At 62.6% G+C, this 20,298-nt stretch carries 19 protein-coding genes and 1 tRNA gene; 12 read left to right on the forward strand and 8 right to left on the reverse strand.

The annotated features are described in order from the left end of the window. Window positions 1-42 precede the first annotated feature (42 nt). The 4 genes from prmA to tpx (QWZ03_RS07330) all read left to right on the forward strand — a co-directional run bounded on the left by prmA (window position 43) and on the right by tpx (QWZ03_RS07330) (window position 3,644). Window positions 43-927 carry a 50S ribosomal protein L11 methyltransferase gene (prmA, locus tag QWZ03_RS07315; protein ID WP_290332124.1) on the forward strand — a complete coding sequence of 295 codons (885 nt, stop codon included), beginning with the start codon at window positions 43-45 and terminating at the stop codon, window positions 925-927. Window positions 928-1,015: 88 nt separating this feature from the next. Then, entirely contained in the window at window positions 1,016-2,353 is a 1,338-nt protein-coding gene (locus tag QWZ03_RS07320; RefSeq protein ID WP_290332126.1) for a DUF3426 domain-containing protein, read from the forward strand. A 112-nt stretch (window positions 2,354-2,465) separates the two neighbouring features. Continuing rightward, on the forward strand, window positions 2,466-2,975 hold the full coding sequence (gene tpx / locus QWZ03_RS07325) for a thiol peroxidase (protein WP_290332127.1): 510 nt from the start codon (window positions 2,466-2,468) through the stop codon (window positions 2,973-2,975). Between the two features lie 168 nt (window positions 2,976-3,143). Beyond that, the gene (gene tpx, locus QWZ03_RS07330) at window positions 3,144-3,644 is read left to right on the forward strand and encodes a thiol peroxidase (protein WP_284194666.1); all 501 of its coding nucleotides are present in this window, start codon (window positions 3,144-3,146) and stop codon (window positions 3,642-3,644) included. A gap of 34 nt (window positions 3,645-3,678) precedes the next feature. Here the strand turns inward: tpx (QWZ03_RS07330) and QWZ03_RS07335 are convergent, their stop codons facing one another. Beyond that, on the reverse strand, window positions 3,679-4,629 hold the full coding sequence (locus QWZ03_RS07335) for a LysR family transcriptional regulator (RefSeq protein WP_290332128.1): 951 nt from the start codon (window positions 4,627-4,629) through the stop codon (window positions 3,679-3,681). A gap of 123 nt (window positions 4,630-4,752) precedes the next feature. Here QWZ03_RS07335 and QWZ03_RS07340 point away from each other — a divergent pair, with 123 nt between their 5' ends. From QWZ03_RS07340 to QWZ03_RS07360, 5 genes are all read left to right on the forward strand, one after another. Further along, window positions 4,753-5,769, forward strand: a complete 1,017-nt coding sequence (locus QWZ03_RS07340) for a zinc-binding alcohol dehydrogenase family protein (RefSeq protein ID WP_290332129.1) — start codon at window positions 4,753-4,755, stop codon at window positions 5,767-5,769. Window positions 5,770-6,198: 429 nt separating this feature from the next. Continuing rightward, the gene (locus QWZ03_RS07345) at window positions 6,199-6,999 is read left to right on the forward strand and encodes a DUF3025 domain-containing protein (RefSeq protein ID WP_290332130.1); all 801 of its coding nucleotides are present in this window, start codon (window positions 6,199-6,201) and stop codon (window positions 6,997-6,999) included. Window positions 7,000-7,111: 112 nt separating this feature from the next. Next, window positions 7,112-7,240, forward strand: coding sequence for a hypothetical protein (locus QWZ03_RS07350; protein WP_290332131.1), 129 nt, complete (start codon window positions 7,112-7,114; stop codon window positions 7,238-7,240). A 9-nt stretch (window positions 7,241-7,249) separates the two neighbouring features. Next, a complete protein-coding gene (locus QWZ03_RS07355; RefSeq protein ID WP_290332132.1) occupies window positions 7,250-8,311 on the forward strand; it encodes a sensor histidine kinase in 1,062 nt (353 codons plus the stop codon). A 10-nt stretch (window positions 8,312-8,321) separates the two neighbouring features. Then, the gene (locus tag QWZ03_RS07360) at window positions 8,322-9,092 is read left to right on the forward strand and encodes a LytR/AlgR family response regulator transcription factor (RefSeq protein ID WP_284194671.1); all 771 of its coding nucleotides are present in this window, start codon (window positions 8,322-8,324) and stop codon (window positions 9,090-9,092) included. A gap of 360 nt (window positions 9,093-9,452) precedes the next feature. Here the strand turns inward: QWZ03_RS07360 and yihG are convergent, their stop codons facing one another. Together yihG and QWZ03_RS07370 are read right to left on the reverse strand one after the other, a co-directional pair. Next, complete coding sequence (gene yihG / locus QWZ03_RS07365) at window positions 9,453-10,349, reverse strand: 1-acylglycerol-3-phosphate O-acyltransferase, YihG family (protein WP_290332133.1); 897 nt, start codon at window positions 10,347-10,349, stop codon at window positions 9,453-9,455. A 72-nt stretch (window positions 10,350-10,421) separates the two neighbouring features. Then, window positions 10,422-10,952, reverse strand: a complete 531-nt coding sequence (locus QWZ03_RS07370) for a gamma carbonic anhydrase family protein (protein ID WP_290332134.1) — start codon at window positions 10,950-10,952, stop codon at window positions 10,422-10,424. A gap of 140 nt (window positions 10,953-11,092) precedes the next feature. On the opposite strand from QWZ03_RS07370, the gene QWZ03_RS07375 reads away from it, so the two are divergent. Further along, on the forward strand, window positions 11,093-13,117 hold the full coding sequence (locus tag QWZ03_RS07375) for a M3 family metallopeptidase (protein WP_290332135.1): 2,025 nt from the start codon (window positions 11,093-11,095) through the stop codon (window positions 13,115-13,117). Between the two features lie 101 nt (window positions 13,118-13,218). On the opposite strand, the gene QWZ03_RS07380 is transcribed toward QWZ03_RS07375, so the two are convergent. After that, on the reverse strand, window positions 13,219-15,549 hold the full coding sequence (locus QWZ03_RS07380) for an autotransporter domain-containing protein (protein ID WP_290332136.1): 2,331 nt from the start codon (window positions 15,547-15,549) through the stop codon (window positions 13,219-13,221). A gap of 238 nt (window positions 15,550-15,787) precedes the next feature. Between QWZ03_RS07380 and QWZ03_RS07385 the strand changes: the two genes are divergently transcribed. Then, on the forward strand, window positions 15,788-16,963 hold the full coding sequence (locus QWZ03_RS07385) for a BaiN/RdsA family NAD(P)/FAD-dependent oxidoreductase (RefSeq protein WP_290332137.1): 1,176 nt from the start codon (window positions 15,788-15,790) through the stop codon (window positions 16,961-16,963). Window positions 16,964-17,076: 113 nt separating this feature from the next. On the opposite strand, the gene mutY is transcribed toward QWZ03_RS07385, so the two are convergent. Then, entirely contained in the window at window positions 17,077-18,153 is a 1,077-nt protein-coding gene (mutY, locus tag QWZ03_RS07390; protein ID WP_290332138.1) for an A/G-specific adenine glycosylase, read from the reverse strand. A gap of 78 nt (window positions 18,154-18,231) precedes the next feature. Between mutY and QWZ03_RS07395 the strand changes: the two genes are divergently transcribed. Next, the gene (locus QWZ03_RS07395) at window positions 18,232-19,317 is read left to right on the forward strand and encodes a DUF3616 domain-containing protein (RefSeq protein WP_290332139.1); all 1,086 of its coding nucleotides are present in this window, start codon (window positions 18,232-18,234) and stop codon (window positions 19,315-19,317) included. Window positions 19,318-19,478: 161 nt separating this feature from the next. On the opposite strand, the gene QWZ03_RS07400 is transcribed toward QWZ03_RS07395, so the two are convergent. The 3 genes from QWZ03_RS07400 to QWZ03_RS07410 form a co-directional block, all read right to left on the reverse strand. After that, window positions 19,479-19,555, reverse strand: a tRNA-Pro gene (locus tag QWZ03_RS07400). Between the two features lie 45 nt (window positions 19,556-19,600). Next, complete coding sequence (locus QWZ03_RS07405; protein WP_284194679.1) at window positions 19,601-20,014, reverse strand: MerR family transcriptional regulator; 414 nt, start codon at window positions 20,012-20,014, stop codon at window positions 19,601-19,603. Further along, window positions 19,983-20,297: an integration host factor subunit alpha gene (locus QWZ03_RS07410; RefSeq protein ID WP_308446991.1), complete on the reverse strand. Its 315-nt coding sequence runs from the start codon at window positions 20,295-20,297 to the stop codon at window positions 19,983-19,985. Before QWZ03_RS07410 ends, QWZ03_RS07405 begins: the two co-directional genes overlap by 32 nt. Between the last annotated feature and the right edge of the window lies 1 nt (window position 20,298).

A 20,298-nucleotide genomic window follows, 5' to 3' on the forward strand; every position in this document is an offset into this window, starting at 1 on the left:
TGCTCGGCCACTGTCATTTCACGCTGCCCCTGGAGTATCGCCATGCCCTGGCAAGAACTGCGTATCCACGCCGATTCCACCCACGCCGAAGCCCTGTCTGACGCCCTGTTTGACCTGGGTGCGCTCAGCGTCAGCATCGAAGACGCCACCGCCGGCACCGAGCTGGAGAAACCCATTTTTGGCGAACCCGGCATGCCGCTGGAGCAGTTGTGGGAACAAAGCGTGGTGGTGGCCCTGCTGGAAGAGGACAGCGATGCCGCCTTGATGGTGGTGGCCGCCGCGGGCACAGCCGGCATCGCCTTGCCGCGCCATAGCGTCAGCCGGGTGGAGGAGCAGGACTGGGTGCGGCTGACCCAGTCGCAGTTCGAACCAATACAGGTATCGGACCGGCTGTGGATCACTCCTACCTGGCACGAGGCCACGCCCAATGCCATCAATATCGCGCTGGACCCAGGCCTGGCCTTTGGCACCGGCAGCCACCCCACCACCTGGCTATGCCTGCAGTGGCTGGATCGCCAGGTGCGCCAGGGCGAGAGTGTGCTCGACTATGGCTGCGGCTCGGGCATCCTGGCCATCGCCGCAAAGCTGCTGGGGGCTGGTGAGACCCATGGCGTGGACATAGACGAACAAGCCATGACCGCCAGCCGGCAGAATGCCGAGCAGAATCACGTCGGCGCCGACTTCTTCCTGCCCGATGCCGCCCCGGATCGCACTTACGACCTGGTTGTCGCCAATATCCTGACCAACCCGCTCAAGATGCTGATGCCGCTGCTGGCCAGCCGTTGCCGCAGTGGTGGCCGCCTGGTGCTATCCGGCATCCTGGCGGAACAAGCCGACGAAATCATTAGCCTTTACGCCCCCGCATTCGAGCTGGCGGTATCCGCCGAGCGCGAGGGCTGGGTGCGGATTGCAGGTACACGCAGCTAAGTCGGCATGACACTTTACGCACACCCCGGCCCCGCCTCATGCGGATAGTTAGACACGCCCGCAGAAGCTGCGGCTAAAATCCGGCTCCATGTACCACATCACGCGCTGCCCCAACTGCCGCACCAGCTTCCGCGTCACCGACGCCCACCTCAGTGCCTTTGATGGCAAGGTGCGCTGCGGGCGATGTGCCTTCGTCTTCGACGCCCTGAGCCAGTTGCAGGGGGAATCGCGGCCTCGTGAGGCAGCCAAACCAGCGGCAGCAGCCCCATCGCCCAAGGCCACACCTGTACCGGCGCCGGAGCCCGCGGTAGCGCAGCCCAAGCCCGAACCGGCCAAGCCGACCGCCGCCGAAACCCAGGCACAGGAAGACGCAGCCTACGGCCTGGACAGCGTCACCAGCCAGTTGGAGGCGGCAGCCGAAGCAGAACGTGATGGCAAGGATGATTCGCTCGCCAGCCAGAGCCTGCAACACCTGGCCAGCGTACTGTCGCAGGCCGGCCTGCCCGCCAGCCTGGCAGACAATGCCCCCAAGGCAGCCACAGCCCAAGCCGAGCCGGACGGGATGCTGGAGCTGGACCTGAACTTCCGCGAGGCCGAGCATGAGGCAGCGGTCGCGCCTACGCCTGTCCATGATCATCTGGGTGACGACCACGGCCTGCATGATCTGCCCGCCGGTGGCATAGAAGTCATCGAGATTCCTCCCGCAGAAGCAGCCGCCGCCTTTTCCAGCGCAGACTTCGAGGCCTGGCATAGCGCAACCAGCGCCAGCGTGGAAGCTGCCCTGCCTCCGGCCGAGACGGCCGAGCCTGAACCCGCCGTAATAGCTGCTGCATCGCCCCTGGCCGGCGACACAGCCAGTGGCACCTATCGCCCCATTCTGACGGCACAGGACGAAGCCATGCTGCGCGTGCCAGGCGGCCCCTCGCCCTGGCGCTGGTTGTGGAGCATACCGGCCCTGCTGGCCGCCATTGCACTGGGCGGCCAGCTTGCCTACCGCTACCACACCGACCTTGCCATCCAGCTCCCCGGCATGGCCCCCAAGCTGCAGCGGTTCTGCGCCATGGCAGGCTGCACCATGACCCTGCCATCGCGAGCCGAGTTCCTGCGTACAGAATGGAATGAGCTGGTATCGCTACCCGAGCACCCCAATCTGATCCAGCTGAATGCCACCCTGCGCAACCAGGCCAGCTACGCCCAGGCCCTGCCCATGCTGGAGCTGACCTTGACCGACGATAACGACCGTATCGTCGCCCGCAAGGCCTTCTCCCCGCGTGACTACCTGGCCCCGCTGGCCGATGGCACCCCATCCCCACTGCCAGCCAACCTGGCTGCCAATGGCGAGTTGCGGGCCTTCCTGCAACTGGACCTGGGCGATATGCGCTCCAGCGGCTACACCCTGAGCTGGTTCTATCCGGTACGGCACTAGCCGGGTGCCACAAGCCGGTATGGCACAGGCCCGGTGAATTCCACGCAACCGGCTTGCTTTCATGGCTGCGGCTGTCGATACTGTAGATGCCATCAAACGGAGGACAACAAACATGGCCACTGTGCTACTCAACGGCGAGCCGATAGGCGTGGGCGGCCGCTTTCCGCGCGTAGGCGACACCGCGCACAGCTTTATGCTGGTGGACACCAACCTAGGTGATGTCCCGCTGTCCAAGTTCATCGGCAAGCGCAAGATCATCGCCGTGGTACCCAGCGTGGATGCCGAAATCGGCCTGAGGATCACCCGCAGGCTGGAAAGCATCGCCGATGGCTTCCCCAACACCAAGTCCTTCGTGGTGTCGGTTGATACCCCCTATGCCATGGCCCGGGTGATTGCCACCGAGGGCATACGCAAGGTGCACCTGCTCTCTACCCTGCGCGGCCGTGATTTCCACAAGGATTACGGCGTCATGATCACCGATGTGCCACTATCGGGCATGATGTCCACCGCCCTGTTTGGCCTCGACGAAAACGATACCGTGCTGTTCGCCGAACTGGTGCAGGACGTCAATGCGGAACCGAACTACGACAAGCTGGCCGAAGCCATGCTGGCGCAGGAATGACAGACATCGATTGAACCCGATGCTCACCGTATCCCATGACACCATTCCCGCTCCGGCGGGAATGGTGTTTTCTAGGCTACCGAATCCCGCTGGTACGACCGCCTACCCAACCGGGAAGCTGCGCCGCCCGGCACCAACCTACCCGTTTTTCTAACCAGGAGTCCCTCCATGTCCACCGTTACCCTGCGCGGCAACCCCATCCCCGTCAATGGCACCTTCCCCGTGGTTGGCAGCACCGCCCCCGCCTTCAAGCTGGTCGGCGCCGACCTGGCTGACGCCACGCTGGAGACCTTTGCCGGCAAGCGCAAGGTGCTGAACATATTCCCCAGCATCGATACCCCGACCTGCGCCATGTCCACCCGCAAGTTCAATGCCGAAGCAGACAAGCTGGCCAACACCGTGGTGCTGTGCATCTCGGCCGACCTGCCATTTGCCCAGAAGCGCTTCTGCGGCGCCGAAGGCCTGAGCAATGTGGTAACGCTGTCCACCATGCGTGGCCGTGAATTCATTACTGACTACGGCGTCGACCTCGCCGGCGGCCCGCTGGCCGGCGTGACCGCGCGCGCGGTAGTCGTGCTGGATGAAGCCAACAAGGTGATCCACGCCGAACTGGTTGGCGAAATTGCCGATGAGCCCAACTACGAAGCAGCCCTGGCCGTGTTGAAGTAAGCGCAGTTCGCAGGCCACCAATAGGTGGCCTGTTTCATTTTCCAGCCCCATCCAGCCAGTGATCCCAATATGGCCTACCGCCATTCCCTAGCCGCTCGCGCAGAAAATCCACACAAGCCCTGACCTTGGGTGAGAGATAGCGGTTGGGCAGGTAGACTGCCAGGGCGGTCTGCGGTGGTACGGCGTAGTCCTGCAACAGGGGTCGCAAGCTGCCGTCGGCAAGCTGTCCCGAAGCGGCGAAACTGGGCAAGCGCACTATACCCAAGCCACCCAGCGCCGCCAGCAACAGGGCCAGGCTATTGTTCATGCGTAGCGGCCCGCTGACCGGCTGCTGCCAGGGCTGCCCCTGCAGCAGGAATGGCCAAGCTCCGCCCGGCGTCAGTGCGGGATAGGTAAGGCAGGCATGCCCTGCCAGGCCTGAGGGCTGCATGGGTGTGCCATGCTGGGCCAAGTAGGCTGGGCTGGCGCAGACCACCCAGCGTATGGGCGCCAGCGCGCGCGCCACCAGCAGGGGGTCAGGCTTGTCGGTCACCCGTATGGCCAGGTCGTAGCCTTCTTCAGCCAGGTCCACCAGCCGGTCGCTCAGTTGCAAATCTACCTGCATGCCAGGGTGGCGCTTCAGCAACTCGGGCATATGGCGTGACAGATGCTCGCTGCCAAAGCTGATAGGCGCTGTAATGCGCAGCACGCCTACCGGCTGGGCATGCAGCCTGTCCACCGCCCTACGTGCCTCACCGGCCTCCAGCAATACCCTGCGGCAATGTTCATAATAAGCCATGCCCACCTCCGTCAGGGACTGCCGGCGGGTAGTGCGCTGCAGCAGCTTGGCTGCCAGCCTTGCCTCCTGTGCCACCAAGGCCTTGCTGACCGCCGACTTCGACAGCGCCAGCCGCTCGGCCGCCGCCGTCAGGCTGCCGGCTTCCACCACGGCGGCGAACAGCGCCATGCCGGCCAACTCGTCTGGGCTGATGTAATTGTCTTCCATGAGAAACAATATTGTTCTTTTTTGAATATTTATCAACTCAAAGAACGAATCTACACTGCAGTCACTCGAAGTTGCTGCCACTCAATCACGGGTTGCAGCCCCTGAACCCTTATGGAGAACATCATGCGTGCTGTCGCCCTGACCCAATACCTGCCTATCAGCCACCCCGAATCGCTGCTGGATATGGAACTGCCCCGCCCTGCCCAACCCAGCGGCCATGACCTGCTGGTGCGTATCGAAGCCATCGCTGTCAATCCGGTGGACTTCAAGATCCGTGCCCCCAAGGACACGGTGGAAGCCAATCCCAAGATACTGGGCTGGGATGCCGCTGGCGTAGTGGAAGCCGTAGGTGAGGCCGTTACCCTGTTCCAGCCTGGCGACAAGGTTTATTACGCTGGCGATATCACCCGCCAAGGCAGCAACGCCGAATACCAGCTGGTGGATGAGCGCATCGTCGGCCCCATGCCCACCACGTTGGACTACAGTGCCGCCGCCGCCCTGCCACTGACGGCCATCACCGCCTGGGAGGCCTTGTTCGAGCGGCTGCGGCTGGACCGCCACGGTCGGGATGCCGGCAAGACCCTGCTGATAGTCGGCGGTGCCGGTGGTGTGGGCTCCATCGCCATACAGCTGGCCAAGCTGGCAGGCCTGAAGGTCATCGCCACCGCCAGCCGGCCGGAATCCCGGGCCTGGTGCCAGACCCTGGGGGCAGACCATGTGGTCAGGCATGGCAGCGAACTGCTGGATGCCGTGCGCGCTGAGGGCTTTGCCCAGGTGGATTACATATTCTGCACCAGCGATACCGACGCCTACTTCGATACCCTGGCCGAACTGGTCGCGCCGCAAGGTGGCATCGTGTCCATCGTGGAAGCCGGCAAGCCACATGACATCGAGAAGCTCAAGGCCAAGAGCGCCTTCTTCGCCTGGGAGATGATGTTCACCCGCTCATTGTTCCAGACCGCCGACATGGTAGAGCAGCATCGCCTGTTGGTTGAGGTGGCCCGGCTTATAGACAGCGGTACGCTCAAGACCACCCTGGGTGAGAAACTGGGCAGTATCAATGCTGCCAACCTGCGCCGCGCCCATGCGCTGCTGGAAGAAGGCAAGGTCATAGGTAAGCTGGTGCTGACAGGCTTTTGAGAGCTTGGTATGAACTGACGCCATTGATGGGCGTTACGGAGATGACAGGCGCCAGGGAGACCCTGGCGCTAAACCGCAGCGCAGCCTGATACGTTGAGCTCTCCCTTGTTTTCTTCCACACACCCCGCCCGCGCCGCCGCGCGGGAGCCTCGCTGACGCTCGTTATCAGTTTGAATTGGCTTCAGCGCCTGTTATGGACTGAAGTCATAGACGGGTGATTAACGGATGGTGCTGGCGCCAGGGAGACCCTGGCGCTAGACGTCAGTGCAACCTGAACCGGCGGCCTCCCCCCCGATTGCCCCCTAGCCACCGCGGCGGAAGTCCACTTGCACGATGTATGCAGACCACCTCGCTGACGCTCATGGCAGGCAACTTTGCCTGGCAGGCCATAGGCGCTAAGCTCATGGCCTTTTGTGTTGCGACACCGTCATGCTGCCCTGGCCCCTGCCTCATCTGCTGCACTCTCCCTGGCTGCTGCCACTGCGTGGCGTCCTGGCCGAGTTGGATTGGCAGCAGTTCCCCTGCCATGCCGACTGGCAGGCGCTGCCGCCTTCCTTGCAGGCGCTCAATCAGGCCGGGTTGCCAATAGGCTTTGCCGACCCTGCCGAACTGGCCGATGGCAACTACGAGCTGCGCATCGCCCAGCAAGGCCTGGTGGCTACCCGGCCCGACAACTGGCACGACTGCTTCAACGCGCTATGCTGGCTGGCTTGGCCGCGAACCAAGGCGGCGCTGAACCAGCAGCATGTGGATGAGCTGGCCTGCCAGGCGGGATCGCTGCGTAGCCGGGCCCGTGATGCCGCTACCCTGTTCGATGAATCCGGGCTGGTGCTGGCTGTAGCGGACCCCACCTTGGCCGAAGCGCTGCGGATACACGATTGGCCGCAGCTCTTCCAGGCCCGCCGAGGGGACTGGGGCCGGCTGATGGAACCCTGGAGCGTGGGCCACGCCCTGATGGAAAAAAGCCTGGCGCCATTCAAGGGCATCGTGGCCAAGGTCATGCTGGTGGCGGTCACGGCCGACTGGTTCGAACTCGACCACCCTACCCGGCTACAGTGGCTGGACAGTCAGCTGGCCGAGGCCATAAGCCGCGGCCAGTTGCAGAATCCACGCGCCTTGCCGCCCCTGCCTGTACTGGGCATACCCAGCTGGTGGCCGGAGCAGACGACAGATTTCTATGCTGACGAGACCCATTTTCGTCGCAAGCGCAGCGTCGTTCATCAACGCTGAATGCATTTCGCCCGCCTAAACCGCATTTCATCGCAAAGCACTCCGCGACCTCGAGCAGACGCGCTAACTTTCGCCTCGCCAGCCAGTCAGCCGGCTTTAGGGGGAGAGAAAGATGTTCAGTCCGTTTACCTTGGGCCGCCGTGCCCCAGCCGTACCCAGTACGCTGCAAGGCAAGGTCGTACCGTTGCGCACACCTCAGCCCAGCAAACCCATACGTGACCCGGCGGTGCGAATCGCCTAAGCTCGAGGCATGCCCACCGCAGCCCACACTACGCTAGCTACCGGAGAGGTGCGCCGTTCACTCTGGCGCAACCTCCTGGTCACCCTGCTGTTCAACACCCTGGCCGGGGTGTTCTTTGCCTTGTCCAGCGACTCGCCCACCTGGCGGGTGATGCTGACCATACAGGTCATCGGCTTCTCGGTTTTTGCTGCCATTACCTTCACCTTTTCGGTGATCAAGCCTGCGCCCGCGCGCGAGCCCTGGTACTTCGCCGCGGCCGTGTTCATTGGTGCGCTGGTGGGGCTGGCCTTCAACTGGGTGGCTCGGGTGGACGAACTGGCGGATGTCATCAGCCAGTACCCGCACTACCTGGCTTTCAGCCTGTTCTTCTTTCTGCTGGCTGCCGGCGTCATTGGCAGCATCCTGTGGGGCCGGGAGAAAACCAGCCGGATGGAATCGGCCTACCACCTGGAGCAGGCCAAGCGCGCCGAGCAGGACAAGCTCCTGATACAGTCGCAGCTGCGCATGCTGCAGGCGCAGATAGAGCCGCACTTCCTGTTCAATACCCTGGCCAGCGTGCAAAGCCTGATCGATATTGCGCCAGACCGCGCCAAGCAGATGCTGGGCCTGTTCAACGACTATCTGCGCGCCTCGCTGGCCCGTACCCGCAACGAGCACAGCACGGTCAGGCAGGAGCTGGACCTGCTGCAGGCCTATCTGGGCATACTCAAGATACGCATGGGCGAGCGCCTGGATTTCAGCCTGAGCTGCCCCGAGCCGCTGCTGGATGCCCACCTCCCCCCCATGCTGCTGCAGCCCCTGGTGGAAAACGCCGTCAGCCACGGGCTTGAACCCAAGGTGGAGGGCGGCACGGTACAGGTCACCCTGGATATCGATGGCGGTCGACTGGTCGCCAGCGTCATCGACAACGGCCTGGGCCTGCCGGAAGAAGTCCGCGGCCAGGGAGTGGGGCTGAGCAATGTACGCGCCAGACTGGCTACACTGTACGGTAGCGCTGCCGGGCTGTCATTGCAGTCCAGCCCGGCGGGTGGCGTCACTGCCCGGCTGGAACTGCCGCTGAATCACGGATAAAGACATACCGATGCAAACACCCACCGCCCTGATCGCCGACGACGAACCCCTGCTGGCCGACTATCTCAGGATCAAGCTGGGCCAGCTATGGCCCGAGCTGGACATCATCGCGGTGGCCCGCAATGGCCTTGAGGCCGCTGCCGCCATGCGCGAGCACGAGCCCGACGTGGCCTTTCTGGATATCAAGATGCCCGGCCTGACCGGCCTGGAGGTGGCCCGTTCGGCCGATGGCTGCCACTGTGTGTTTGTCACGGCCTTCGATCAGTATGCCGTCGAAGCTTTCGAGCGCGATGCCATTGATTACCTGCTCAAGCCATTCAGCGACGACAGGCTCAGCCGCACCATCACCAAGCTGCGCGACAAGTTGGCCAGCCAGCGCCCGGCCAATAACGGCGCCCTGCTGGACAGCCTGCGCGCAGCCTTGGGTGGCGGCCTGCCCATCACCCCCGGCAGCCACCGGCTGACCTGGATACGGGCCGGTCAGGGCAACGAGGTCAAGCTGATCGCGGTAGACGACGTCTGCTACTTCCACGCTGCCGACAAATACACCACCGTAGTGACCCGCGAGGGCGAGTACCTGATACGCACCTCCTTGAAAGAGCTGCTGGAGCAGTTGGACGCCGACCAGTTCTGGCAGGTACATCGCGCCACCCTGGTCAATGTGCGCGATATCGCCGAGGCCTGCCGCGACTTCACCGGCAAGGTAACGCTGACCCTGAAGTCCCGCCCGGAGAAGGTGGCCGTCAGCCGCGCCTATGCCCATCTGTTCAAGCAGATGTAAGAGCCTGCAAAGTCTTTTCGCCGCGCGCCGGCCCGCTGGGCTGATCTGGAAAACGGCCAGGTACAAGGCGTGGTGCGCAGGCAATAACTAGTTATTGCCAAGCGCCAAAACGCAGTGAATAGCCGTTTTCCAGACAGCCCTTCGGGTTCGCAGCCTTGCCGGCGAATGGCCGCGTTGCAAGCCGCTTACGGTACCCGTACCGCTGCGCGTCCTGCGCCTTGCCCTTCATCCGGCAAGGCTGCGAGCCCAGCGGGCCGCGACGCGGTGAAAAGACTTTGAACAGGCTCCAGGCCATCCCCACGGGCGAAAAAAAGCCGCTACCCAGGGTAGCGGCTGTTCCATTCGCGGCGCGCCCAGGTATCAGGCGCCGCGGTGCAAGCTTGCCAGCAGCTTGTCCTTGTCCTGCCACATCTCGTGCACCCAGGCCTGCACCTTGGCGCGGAACACAGCGTCGCCACCGTAATCGCCACGGGTCAGCTCGGCCGGAATAGGCCTTTCCTTCACCAGCACCACAATCTGCTTGACCCGGCCAGCCAGGAAGTCCCAGAAGCTCGGTGGGCCATCGGGATAGTAGATGGTGACATCGATCAGTGACTGAAACTTCTCCCCCATGGCGTTCATGGCCAGGGCAATGCCGCCGGCCTTGGGCTTGAGCAAATGGGTGTAGGGCGACTGCTGCTGCGCATGCTTGGCAGCGGTATAACGGGTGCCTTCGAGAAAGTTGATGACCGAGGTCGGCACCAGGGCGAACTTCTCACAGGCGCGGCGGGTGGTCTCCTGATCCTGGCCACGGGCTTCCGGATGCTTCTTGAGATAGGCCTCGCTGTGGCGCTTCATGAAGGGGAAATCCAGCGCCCACCAGACCAGGCCAATCACAGGCACAAAAATCAGTTGTTGCTTGAGAAAGAACTTGAGGAAGGGAATATGGCCCTTGAGGGTATGCTGCAGGACAAAGATGTCGACCCAGCTCTGGTGATTGGAACTGACCAGGTACCAGCCCTTGGGGTTGAGCTTCTCCAGTCCCTCCAGCCGCCAGCTGATCTTCTGCGCCAGTGCAATCCAGACACTGTTGTTGTAGACCCAACCCTGTGCCAGGGTATTGAGCACCCTATCCACCGCCTTGCGGATGGCGGTGAACGGCAGCACGAACTTGATGATAGCCAGGGTCAGTATCATGAACCCATAAACCAGCACATTCAGCGCCAGCAGCAAGGAGGAAATCAGGCCGCGCAGGAACGCGGGAAGGAAGTTCAGCATGGCGAACCTATCTACTGCTTGATAATGCGCCGCATTGTATGCCAATACGGCGGCGGTTTCGGTTGATGCCGGTCAGCTTTCCTGGTGCCCACGCATCAATCGCACATAGTGCTGGGCCGAGTAGGCAAAGTGTGCGATCTCCTCGTCGGTCAGCGCCCTGACTTCCTTGACCGGACGGCCCAGGTAGAGGTGGCCGGAACGCAGCACCTTGCCCGGCGGTACCAGCGAGCCTGCACCTATCATCACCCGTGGCTCGATCACGGCGCGATCGAGCACGATGGTGCCGATGCCGATCAGGCATTCATCGCCTATGGTGCAGCCATGCAGAGTCACCTGGTGGCCTATGGTTACTCGCTCGCCTATGATCAGCGGCGCGCCCAAGGGGTCTTCCGGCCGCTTGTGGCTGACATGCAGGCAGGCCAGGTCCTGCACATTGGAATCCCGTCCGATATGGATATGATTGACGTCGCCACGAACGATGGCGCCCGGCCAGATAGAGGCGTTCTCGCCCAGCACCACCTCGCCCACCACCACGGCAGCTTCATCGACATAGGCAGAGTCGGGCACAACAGGCTTGATACCTTTGAACGGACGTACGGCCATGGTTAAACTCCAATCCAATACAAGCGCCCGAGTATAGCCGAGAGCCATGTGCTAGCCCATGCCAGCCCTTGCCTTGGGGGCAGATCGCCCCCATCTAGCCTCAATCAGACTTCCTATCGTTACCGGACCGAGCCTACGCCATGACCAACCCCCTACTCGATTTCTCTGCCTTGCCGCAGTTTGGCGCTATCCTGCCCGAACACATCACCCCCGCCATCGAGCAGTTGCTGGCCGAGGCCCGTGCAGCCGTGCAGGCGGCGGAGACCGTCAGCCCTGTCAGCTGGAATAACTTTGTACGCCCGCTGGATGACGCCAACGAGCGCCTGGGGCGTGCCTGGGGACAGGTGAGCCATCTCAATGCCGTGGTCAATACCCCTGCACTGCGCGAAGCCTACAATGCCAACCTGCCCAAGCTAAGCCAATTTGGTGCCGAACTGGGGCAGAACCTGGCCTTGTTCGCCCAGTACAAGCTGTTGGCGCAAGGCCCCGAGTATGCGGGCTATGACGCCGCCAAGAAGCGCATCATCGAAAACGCCCTGCGCGACTTTCGTCTTGGTGGTGCCGAGTTGGCCGATGAGCAGAAGGCGCGTTTTAGCGCCATCAAGGAGGAGCTGGCCAATCTGTCGGCCAAGTTCGAACAGAACCTGCTGGATGCCACCGATGCCTTCGCCCTCCATGTGGACAGCGAGGCCGAGCTGGCCGGGCTGCCCGAGGATATCAAGGCCATGTGCCGTGCCGCCGCCGAGAAGGATGGCAAGCCCGGCTACAAGCTGAGCCTGCACATGCCCGTGTATCTGCCGGTGCAAAGCTACTGCGACAATCGAGAGCTGCGTGCCCAGCTCTACCGCGCCTACAGCACCCGTGCGTCTGAGTTTGGCCCGGCCGAACTGGACAACAGCGCCCTGATTGATCGCATCCTGGCCCTGCGTGGCGAGCTGGCCGCCATGCTGGGCTTTGCCAACTATGCCGAGTATTCGGTCGCCACCAAGATGGCCGACACCCCGGACGAAGTGCTGGTCTTCCTGCGAGACCTGGCTGCCCGTGCCAAGCCGCACGCCCAGCGCGACCGCGCCGAGCTGGAAGCCTACGCCGGTGAGCACCTGGGCCTGGCCGACCTGCAGATGTGGGATCTGGGCTATGCCACCGAGAAGCTGAAGGAAGCCCGCTACAGCTTTTCTGAGCAGGCTGTGAAGCAATACTTCACCGAGCCCCGGGTGCTGGCCGGCCTGTTCAATGTGATAGAGACCCTGTTTGGCCTGAAGGCAGAGGCCGACACCGCGCCGGTATGGCATGAAGACGTGCGCGTCTACCGCCTGGTCGATCAGGCCGGCAAGCTGGTAGGGCAGTTCTATTTCGATCTCTACGCCCGCGAAGGCAAGCGTGGCGGCGCCTGGATGGATGACTGCCGCAACCGCAGGCTGAAGTCTGAAGGCCTGCAAACCCCGGTCACCTACCTGACCTGCAATTTTGGTCGCGGCGCCGACGGCAAGCCGGCCACCTTCAGCCACGATGAAGTCATCACCCTGTTCCACGAAATGGGCCATGGCCTGCATCTGCTGCTGACCGAGGTCAATGAACTGGGTGTCGCAGGCCTCAACGGCGTGGAGTGGGATGCCGTGGAGCTGCCCAGCCAGTTCATGGAGAACTTCTGCTGGGAATGGGAACGTCTGGTGGCCATGACCGAGCATGCCGAAACCGGCGAACCCCTGCCGCGCGAGCTGTACGACAAAATGCTGGCAGCCAAGAACTTCCAGAGCGGTATGGGCAACGTGCGCCAGCTGGAGTTTGGCCTGTTCGACATGGCCCTGCACAGCCGCGACAGCGCCAGCCAGGAAACCGTGCTGCAACTACTGCAGCGCGTCCGTGAGGAAGTCGCCGTCAACCTGCCGCCCGAGTGGAATCGCTTCCCCAATCTGTTCAGCCATATTTTTGCAGGTGGCTACGCAGCGGGCTATTACAGCTACAAATGGGCCGAGGTGCTGAGCGCCGACGCCTATGCCGCATTCGAAGAAGCGCCGACGCAGATCAGCCTGACCGGCCAGCGCTTCCGCCAGGAAGTCCTGGCCGTTGGCGGCAGTCGTCCGGCTATCGATAGCTTCAAGGCATTCCGCGGGCGTGCACCCAAGATAGACGCCTTGCTGCGGCACTACGGCATGGCCAGTTAGGCGCAAGTTTCTAATCTGCGGCGCTAGCGGCCGGGCCGGATCATACCGGCAACAAAAAACCCGACACGCATGTCGGGTTTTTTGTTGCCGCAGAGACAAGCTTAGAAAGCAGCTTGCAGGCCCACAGACATTGCAGAGCGCTTCTCATCGCTCAAGCCAGCCGTGTAGCTATAGCTGAAGTAGGCATTCACCGTCTTGCTCAAGCTAGCCGAAGTACCGACGTTGATCACCGCATAGCTGGTGTCCGGCGTGTAGACCTCAGTGGCGAAGCTGGCTTGCTGGCCGATCTGGGCCGCGCGCACGGTACGGTCTTCGTCCTTGCCTTCGCTATAAGCCATCACCGAGGCATAGGGCTTGAAAGTGCCCCAGTCGGCGTTCAACTTGACCCCAGCGCCCAGCAGCATGGAATCGATGCGCTGCTTGTCATAGCGCATGGAGGTGCTGCAGGACGTCGCATTGGCAATGTCACCGCACTTTTCGGCATAACCACCGACGCTGGTCTCGCTGACGGCCAGGCTCAGCGTGGGCGTGACGCTGTAATCGCCCAGCGACAGCTGATAGCCACCCACTACGCGCAATGCAGCCTGGCTACCTGTGGTGTCACCCTTTTCGGTACGGCTCAGGGTGCCCAGCTGGATGTTGCGGCGGATCTCGCGGAAACGGGCCGAGCCGAAGGAGGCATCGGCAGCCACGCTGATGGGGCCGCTTTCGTAGCGGACAAAGCCAGTCAGCAGGCGGGTGTTGGTATCGAAACCACCGGCCTTGTTGCCGAAATCGGTATCGCTGTTGGCCTGGGTAAAGGCCATACCGATCGAGGTACCTGCATTGAACTGGTAATCCAGGCCTGCAGTCAGCGCGGCATTGCGGCCGTTGCTCTGCATGCCCAGGCTGTTGGCATCATGGTCATTGCTCAAGCGGGTAATACGGGCAAAGGTGTCGAGCACCCCAACCGAACGAGCTTGGCCCACACGCTCATCCAGCACGGCTTGTGCCGCATTGCGGGCAATGGGCTGGGTATGTGCCAGTTGGGCAGCGTAGTAAGGCGCATCCAGTGTGGACATCAGCACCTGCGCCAGCAGGGCATGCGTCTTGGGCGTGGGGTGGAAGCCATCGGCAAAGAAGAAGTTCTCGGCACCCGGGGTAAAGCCGGCCGCGCCTTGGACGCAATTGCTGGCATCGGCGCAAGCCGTACCCGTGACATTGCTGTAGCCGAAGGCTGTGGGGTTGGCCAGCACTTCAGTCATCATGCGGTAGGCATCGATGGCGACAACGTCACCCACCTTGCCCAGGCCAGCATTCAGGGTGTTGTTGAACACGCTGCCTGCCAGCGAATTGGCCGAGGCCAGCGCTGCCGAGGCGGTGGAACCCACCTTACCCTGGATAGGAGCAACCAGATTGGCGGCCACTGCCGCAGGGGCCGCTGCACGCAGCTGCGCGGCCGCTGTGGCGTTGATCAAACCGGCACCGACCAGTGCGTCCACAGCGGCATTCACTGCCGTGGTGGCGTAGCTGGTGGCAATGGCATTCTCGGCATTGGTAGCCGCCACAGCATAGGTCGCCAGCGTGGTGCTGCTGCCATTCAGGGTGGTCTTGACCGCACCTGCGCCGGCAGTCTGCATACCTGTCAGGGTAGTAGCCTGGCCATTGGCAGCCTGGATGGCACCGCTCATCAAGCCTATCAGTGCAGCATTGCTACCCTGGCCCATTTGCTGTGCCAAGCCACCAGCGATGGTGTTGGCGGTAGTGGCATTGTTGACGCCGCCGTACAGCGCGCTGGCCACGCCTGCTGTCACCTGGCCGTAGACTTGGCTGGTCAGTTTGGGGGTGCGGCTGATATCCACGGCATTGCCGACGATGATGTGCTTGGCGCCCGCTGCCTTGAGACGCTGTACCTGCGCCACCACGGCTTCAGCAGCCAGGGCACCATTGGTGCTAGCGGTAGCCGGGTTAGCCAGGGCAGCAGCCAGGTCGTTATTTCCTACCCAGACCATGTACAGCGCATTAGGATCAGCCTTGCCGGTGTTGCTGGCCAGATGGGCACCAATCTGGTTGGGCACCAATTTGGTTTGCACCGGATCATTGGCAGCCAGGCTGCCAGGCAGCACCACACCACCGCCTTCGGCGAAGTTGTTGCCGCCGGCCGTGACCTTGCCCTGCCCCAGGTCGATCGCCAGTACAGACTTCAGGGTGAAACCGTAGTGGCGCGCCAGGATGTCGGCATACAGGTCGTTGACCGAGCCATCCGGCTTGCGGGTGGTCCAGCGATTGTTCTGCGGCACGCCAGGCAGGCCAAAGTAAGCGCCGGTATCGGTCAGGCTGTCGCCAAAGAAATAGATGTTGGAGTAGTTGCCTGCCGCCTGGGCTGCCGGGGCAAAGGCAGCGGCTACCAGAGCGGATGTGATCAGGGTGCGTGCAAGGCCAAAGCGCTTCATGGGATTTTTCTCTCTCCGGGTGTGATATCAAGGGCACAGAACCCCGCCACTCCTCAAGGGGAAATGCAGGGTAATTGCCCGGTGTGCTTTAGAATTCGGGTGTAACGGCAGTAACGCTTGGTCAAGCGCTTGTCAGGTAGCGGTGACGCGTGCCGGGCTCCTGGCCACAAGCCGCGTGCTTACTCGCTTCCAAGGCATTCCGCCGCCACTATAAGACATTTCAGAGTTATTACACTAGATGCCTATCCTAGACATAGACGTGATCGTCATCGGCGCAGGTGCTGCCGGCATGATGGCAGCAGCCAGCGCAAGCCAGCGTGGACGCGGTGTTGCGCTGGTCGACCATAGCGAGCGCTTGGCCGAGAAGATTCGTATCTCGGGCGGTGGGCGTTGTAATTTCACCAATATTCACTGTGCGCCCGACCGCTATCTGTCGCGAAATCCCCACTACTGCAAATCGGCACTGGCCCAATACAGCCAGCAGGATTTCATCGACCTGGTCAACCGCTACGGCATAGACTGGCATGAGAAGAAACTCGGCCAACTGTTTTGCGACCACTCTGCCCAGGACATCATCAACCTGCTGAAGAGCGAGTGCGACCTGGTGGGTATCGAATGGCGCATGGGTACCCAGGTTCTCGGCGTCAGCCAGACCGATACCGGCTTCCTGGTGGAGACCAGCCGCGAAACCTGGCGCTGCCAGAGCCTGGTCATCGCCTCAGGCGGGCTATCCATCCCCCCCATCGGTGCTACCGGCCTGGGCTACGAGATCGCCAAGCAGTTTGACCTGCCCATCACGCCGCTGGCTGCAGGCCTGGTGCCACTCACCTTCGAACCCAAGGATCTGTATGGTGAGTTGGCCGGGGTATCACTGGATTGCGACGCCCACGGTGGCGAGGGTCCGCATTTCCGCGAGAACGTGCTGTTTACCCATCGAGGGGTATCGGGGCCTGCCATCTTGCAGATTTCATCGTACTGGACACCCGGCCGGGAAATCACCCTGGACCTGCTGCCAGGCCGTGACGTCACCCAGTTGTTCGAGGACGCCAAGCGCTCCGATGCCCTGCTGCCCAATATCCTGGCCGACTGGCTGCCCAAGCGCTTTGCCCAGGCCTTCTGTGCCGCCCATGTGGCCATCAAGCCCATGAAGCAGTACACCCCGGCCGAGCTGGCACTGCTGGCCAGCCATCTGCATGGCTGGCGGGTCAAGCCCAGCGGTAGCGAGGGCTACAAGAAGGCCGAAGTGACACGGGGCGGCGTGGATACCGACGCACTCTCGTCCAAGACCATGATGGCGCGCAAGGTGCCGGGCCTGTTCTTTGTAGGCGAGGTGGTGGACGTAACGGGCTGGCTGGGCGGCTATAATTTCCAATGGGCCTGGTCATCGGGCTGGGTAGCCGGCCAGAACGCCTAGTACGCAACAGTGCCGAAGCCGGTAGCATCCATTCGGCCCGCACTGCCTGAACGACGGGCGCTAAGAGTCTATTCATGATTTTTCACCGGGGTGAAAAATTCGTGAACAGGCTGTCACTGCTCAAACAATTCCCCCTGCGGCCTGGCCTTGGCCTGTAACAACTTGCGTACCGGCGTAGGGATACCGGCCTTCAGTGCCTCGCTACGCCGCAACCACGCCAGATCAGCATCGGCCACCCTGTGCTGCCCGCCCGTCACCCGTAAGCGCAGCGGGGTAATGGTCAGGCGGAAGTGGGTAAAGGTATGCACCAGAGCGGGTAGCGTCTCGGCCAGTTCCACATCCAGGCCGAAACGCTGCCGGCACAGCAACTGCGCCTCGGCCGCCGAGGCCGCTTCCGGCAGACTCCACAAACCGCCCCAGATACCGGTAGGCGGGCGCCGCTCCAGCAGCAAACGCCCTTCATGTTCCAGCAACAGCATGACAGTCTGGCGCTCGGGTATGGCCTTGCGCGGCTTGCGGGTGGGCAACTCCGCCTGGCGCCCCTCGATATGTGCGCGGCAGTCCTCCCGCAAAGGGCAGGCCTGACAGCGTGGTTTGCTACGGGTGCAGAGGGTCGCGCCCAGGTCCATCATGCCCTGGGTATAGGCCGGCATATCTGCGGCCTGCTCCGGCAGCAGCGCCTCGGCCAGGGCCCATAGCTGCTGCTCCACCTTCCTCTCGCCAGGAAATCCCGCCACGCCTGCCCAGCGGGTGAGTACCCGTTTGACGTTGCCATCGAGTATGGGACTGCGCTCGGCAAAGCAAAATCCGGCAATGGCCGCTGCGGTGGAACGCCCCACGCCGGGCAGCATCTCCATCTCTGCCGCCGTGGCCGGGAAGCTACCGGCAAACGCACTCATCACCTTGCCGGCCGCTGCATGCAGATTGCGCGCGCGGGTGTAGTAGCCCAACCCGGCCCAATGGGCCAGCACCTCATCCAGGGGTGCCGCTGCCAGGCTAACTACGTCAGGGAAGGACTCGGTAAAGCGCTGGTAATAGGGAATCACCGTCGCAACCTGTGTCTGTTGCAGCATGATCTCGGACAGCCAGACCCGATAGGGGTCGGCCACCTGCCAGGGCAGATCATGGCGACCGTGGTTGCGCTGCCAGCGGGTCAAGCGTTCGGCAAAGGGTAGGAGCTCTAGGGGCATGGCCTGACAAATCCGGGAGGGTCGGCTGCGTGATACGCTTGGATATCCCCCGCGTCAACCCTGTAAACGGAATGCAGCATGAGCTACACCCTACACCCCAAGGCCGTCAGGCTGGAATTCTCCGCCCAGGCCATGGCCCACGACAACCTTTCTGGCGCCGTTTTCACGGGCGAGTGGCTATGGGTGGCAGGTGATGAATCCTGTGCGGTAGAGCGATTGCAACTGCTGCCACGGCAAGGTGCCGAGACACTGCGCTTTGGCCAGTCCACCAGCTTCAGGCTGGCCGACCTGCTGGACCTGCCTGGCGAGCCAGACGAAGAAGCCGACCTGGAAGGCATGGCACTGGCAGGCGGCTATCTGTGGGTGGTGGGTTCGCACGGCCTCAAGCGCAAGAGCCCCAAGCAGGGTCGCAGCCATGTCGACAATGCGCGCCGCCTGGCCAAGCTGAGCCTGGATGGCAACCGCCGCCTGCTGGCAAGGCTGCCGCTGGCCGAAGACAGCAAGGGCCGCCCCACACTGCAGCGCACCACCCTGGATGGTCGCCAGGCCGCCCGCCTGGGGGGCAATGCCCGCGACAACCAGCTAACCGATGCACTGGCGTGCGACCCACACTACGGCCCCTATCTGCACCTGCCCGGCAAAGACAATGGCTTCGACATCGAAGGGTTGGCCGTGCTGGGCGACAGGCTGCTGCTGGGCCTGCGCGGCCCTGTATTGCGTGGCTGGGCAGGGCTGCTGGAGCTGCGTATCGTGGCTGACGGCGACCAACTGTGCCTGGCTCCGCTGGGCGAGGACGCACCCTTGCTGCGCAAGCATTTTCTGGATCTAGAAGGGCTGGGCATACGCGACCTGCATCTGGCAGGCGACGACCTTTACCTGCTGGCCGGCCCCACCATGGTGCTGGATGGCGAGATACGGCTCTATCGCTGGAAAGATGCCCGCAAGCACCTGAGCAGCAACCAGGAGGCGGCGGTGTTCTGGAGCGAGTTCGAGACCTGCGCCACCCTGCCCCATGGCCGTGGCTGCAACCGTGCCGAGGCGTTCTGCGCCGTTCCCATGAACCTCGCCCGCCGGCCCAGCTGGCTGGCGCTGTACGACGCACCGGGCAAGAACCGGCGCGAGGGAGAAGCCGCAGTATTTGGAGATCTGCTGGAGGATATCTGAGCCAGGCAGGCGACAACTGGCGGCCCCCTGGGCGCCAATGCGGCACACCTCCGGCACCCCGCCCAGGGCCGGGGATCAGCCCTCTCCCTGGAAACCCTGCCAGTCAAGCAACAAAACGAAAAGGGCTTACAAGCTGTTGCTTGTAAGCCCTTTGGTATTACTGGTCGGAGCGAGAGGATTCGAACCTCCGACCCCTTGCACCCCATGCAAGTGCGCTACCAGGCTGCGCCACGCTCCGACTCGAAGGAGGCCGAATTATACCGGTCTTTTTCCCTCTGGCAAGCTAGTTTGCAAGAAAATCTCGCAAATCTTCCAAGTCATGCCGCAGCCGGGCCAAGGAGGCCGCTGCGGCCGTCTCGGCTTCGGCCTCGTGTTCGAGGGCCGCAGCCAAGCTGGTTTCTCCGTGTTCCGCCGCATCCAGCGCCTGATGCTCCAGGCGATTGCGTGCCCCGCTGATGGTGAATCCTTCTTCATACAGCAAGGTACGGATGCGACGAACCAACAGCACCTCATGGTGCTGGTAGTACCGCCGATTGCCGCGCCGCTTCACCGGCCGCAACTGGGTGAATTCCTGCTCCCAGTAACGCAGCACATGTGGCTTCACCCCGCACAACTCGCTGACTTCACCTATGGTGAAGTAGCGCTTGGCGGGGATGGGCGGCAGCTCAGCTCTCGGTAACGAGCTTTCCGTCTGCATAGTTGTCTTCCACCATGCCCTTCAGTTTTTGGCTGGCGTGGAACGTCACCACGCGGCGGGCCGAGATGGGTATCTCTTCGCCCGTTTTAGGGTTGCGGCCAGGGCGCTGCGGCTTGTCACGCAGCTGAAAATTACCAAAACCGGACAGCTTCACACTCTCCCCGGATTCAAGCGACTGGCGGATCTCTTCGAAGAAGGCTTCCACCATGTCTTTGGCTTCACGTTTGTTCAAGCCAACCTTGTCAAATAGCAGGTCGGCGAGTTCGGCTTTAGTCAGTGTCAAT

Source organism: Chitinimonas viridis (genome assembly GCF_030409555.1).
GTDB classification, from domain to species: Bacteria; Pseudomonadota; Gammaproteobacteria; order Burkholderiales; family Chitinimonadaceae; genus Chitinimonas; species Chitinimonas viridis.

Bases quoted from the DNA above. Each gene is read 5' to 3' on its own strand.
- yihG (WP_290332133.1), bottom strand. From the start codon at position 10,349: ATGCTGAACTTCCTTCCCGCGTTCCTGCGCGGCCTGATTTCCTCCTTG.
- QWZ03_RS07370 (WP_290332134.1), bottom strand. From the start codon at position 10,952: ATGGCCGTACGTCCGTTCAAAGGTATCAAGCCTGTTGTGCCCGACTCT.
- QWZ03_RS07350 (WP_290332131.1), top strand. From the start codon at position 7,112: ATGTTCAGTCCGTTTACCTTGGGCCGCCGTGCCCCAGCCGTACCCAGT.
- QWZ03_RS07345 (WP_290332130.1), top strand. From the start codon at position 6,199: ATGCTGCCCTGGCCCCTGCCTCATCTGCTGCACTCTCCCTGGCTGCTG.
- QWZ03_RS07355 (WP_290332132.1), top strand. From the start codon at position 7,250: ATGCCCACCGCAGCCCACACTACGCTAGCTACCGGAGAGGTGCGCCGT.
- tpx (WP_290332127.1), top strand. From the start codon at position 2,466: ATGGCCACTGTGCTACTCAACGGCGAGCCGATAGGCGTGGGCGGCCGC.
- mutY (WP_290332138.1), bottom strand. From the start codon at position 18,153: ATGCCCCTAGAGCTCCTACCCTTTGCCGAACGCTTGACCCGCTGGCAG.
- QWZ03_RS07375 (WP_290332135.1), top strand. From the start codon at position 11,093: ATGACCAACCCCCTACTCGATTTCTCTGCCTTGCCGCAGTTTGGCGCT.
- QWZ03_RS07405 (WP_284194679.1), bottom strand. From the start codon at position 20,014: ATGCAGACGGAAAGCTCGTTACCGAGAGCTGAGCTGCCGCCCATCCCC.
- prmA (WP_290332124.1), top strand. From the start codon at position 43: ATGCCCTGGCAAGAACTGCGTATCCACGCCGATTCCACCCACGCCGAA.
- QWZ03_RS07395 (WP_290332139.1), top strand. From the start codon at position 18,232: ATGAGCTACACCCTACACCCCAAGGCCGTCAGGCTGGAATTCTCCGCC.
- QWZ03_RS07340 (WP_290332129.1), top strand. From the start codon at position 4,753: ATGCGTGCTGTCGCCCTGACCCAATACCTGCCTATCAGCCACCCCGAA.
- QWZ03_RS07320 (WP_290332126.1), top strand. From the start codon at position 1,016: ATGTACCACATCACGCGCTGCCCCAACTGCCGCACCAGCTTCCGCGTC.
- QWZ03_RS07385 (WP_290332137.1), top strand. From the start codon at position 15,788: ATGCCTATCCTAGACATAGACGTGATCGTCATCGGCGCAGGTGCTGCC.
- QWZ03_RS07360 (WP_284194671.1), top strand. From the start codon at position 8,322: ATGCAAACACCCACCGCCCTGATCGCCGACGACGAACCCCTGCTGGCC.
- tpx (WP_284194666.1), top strand. From the start codon at position 3,144: ATGTCCACCGTTACCCTGCGCGGCAACCCCATCCCCGTCAATGGCACC.
- QWZ03_RS07335 (WP_290332128.1), bottom strand. From the start codon at position 4,629: ATGGAAGACAATTACATCAGCCCAGACGAGTTGGCCGGCATGGCGCTG.
- QWZ03_RS07380 (WP_290332136.1), bottom strand. From the start codon at position 15,549: ATGAAGCGCTTTGGCCTTGCACGCACCCTGATCACATCCGCTCTGGTA.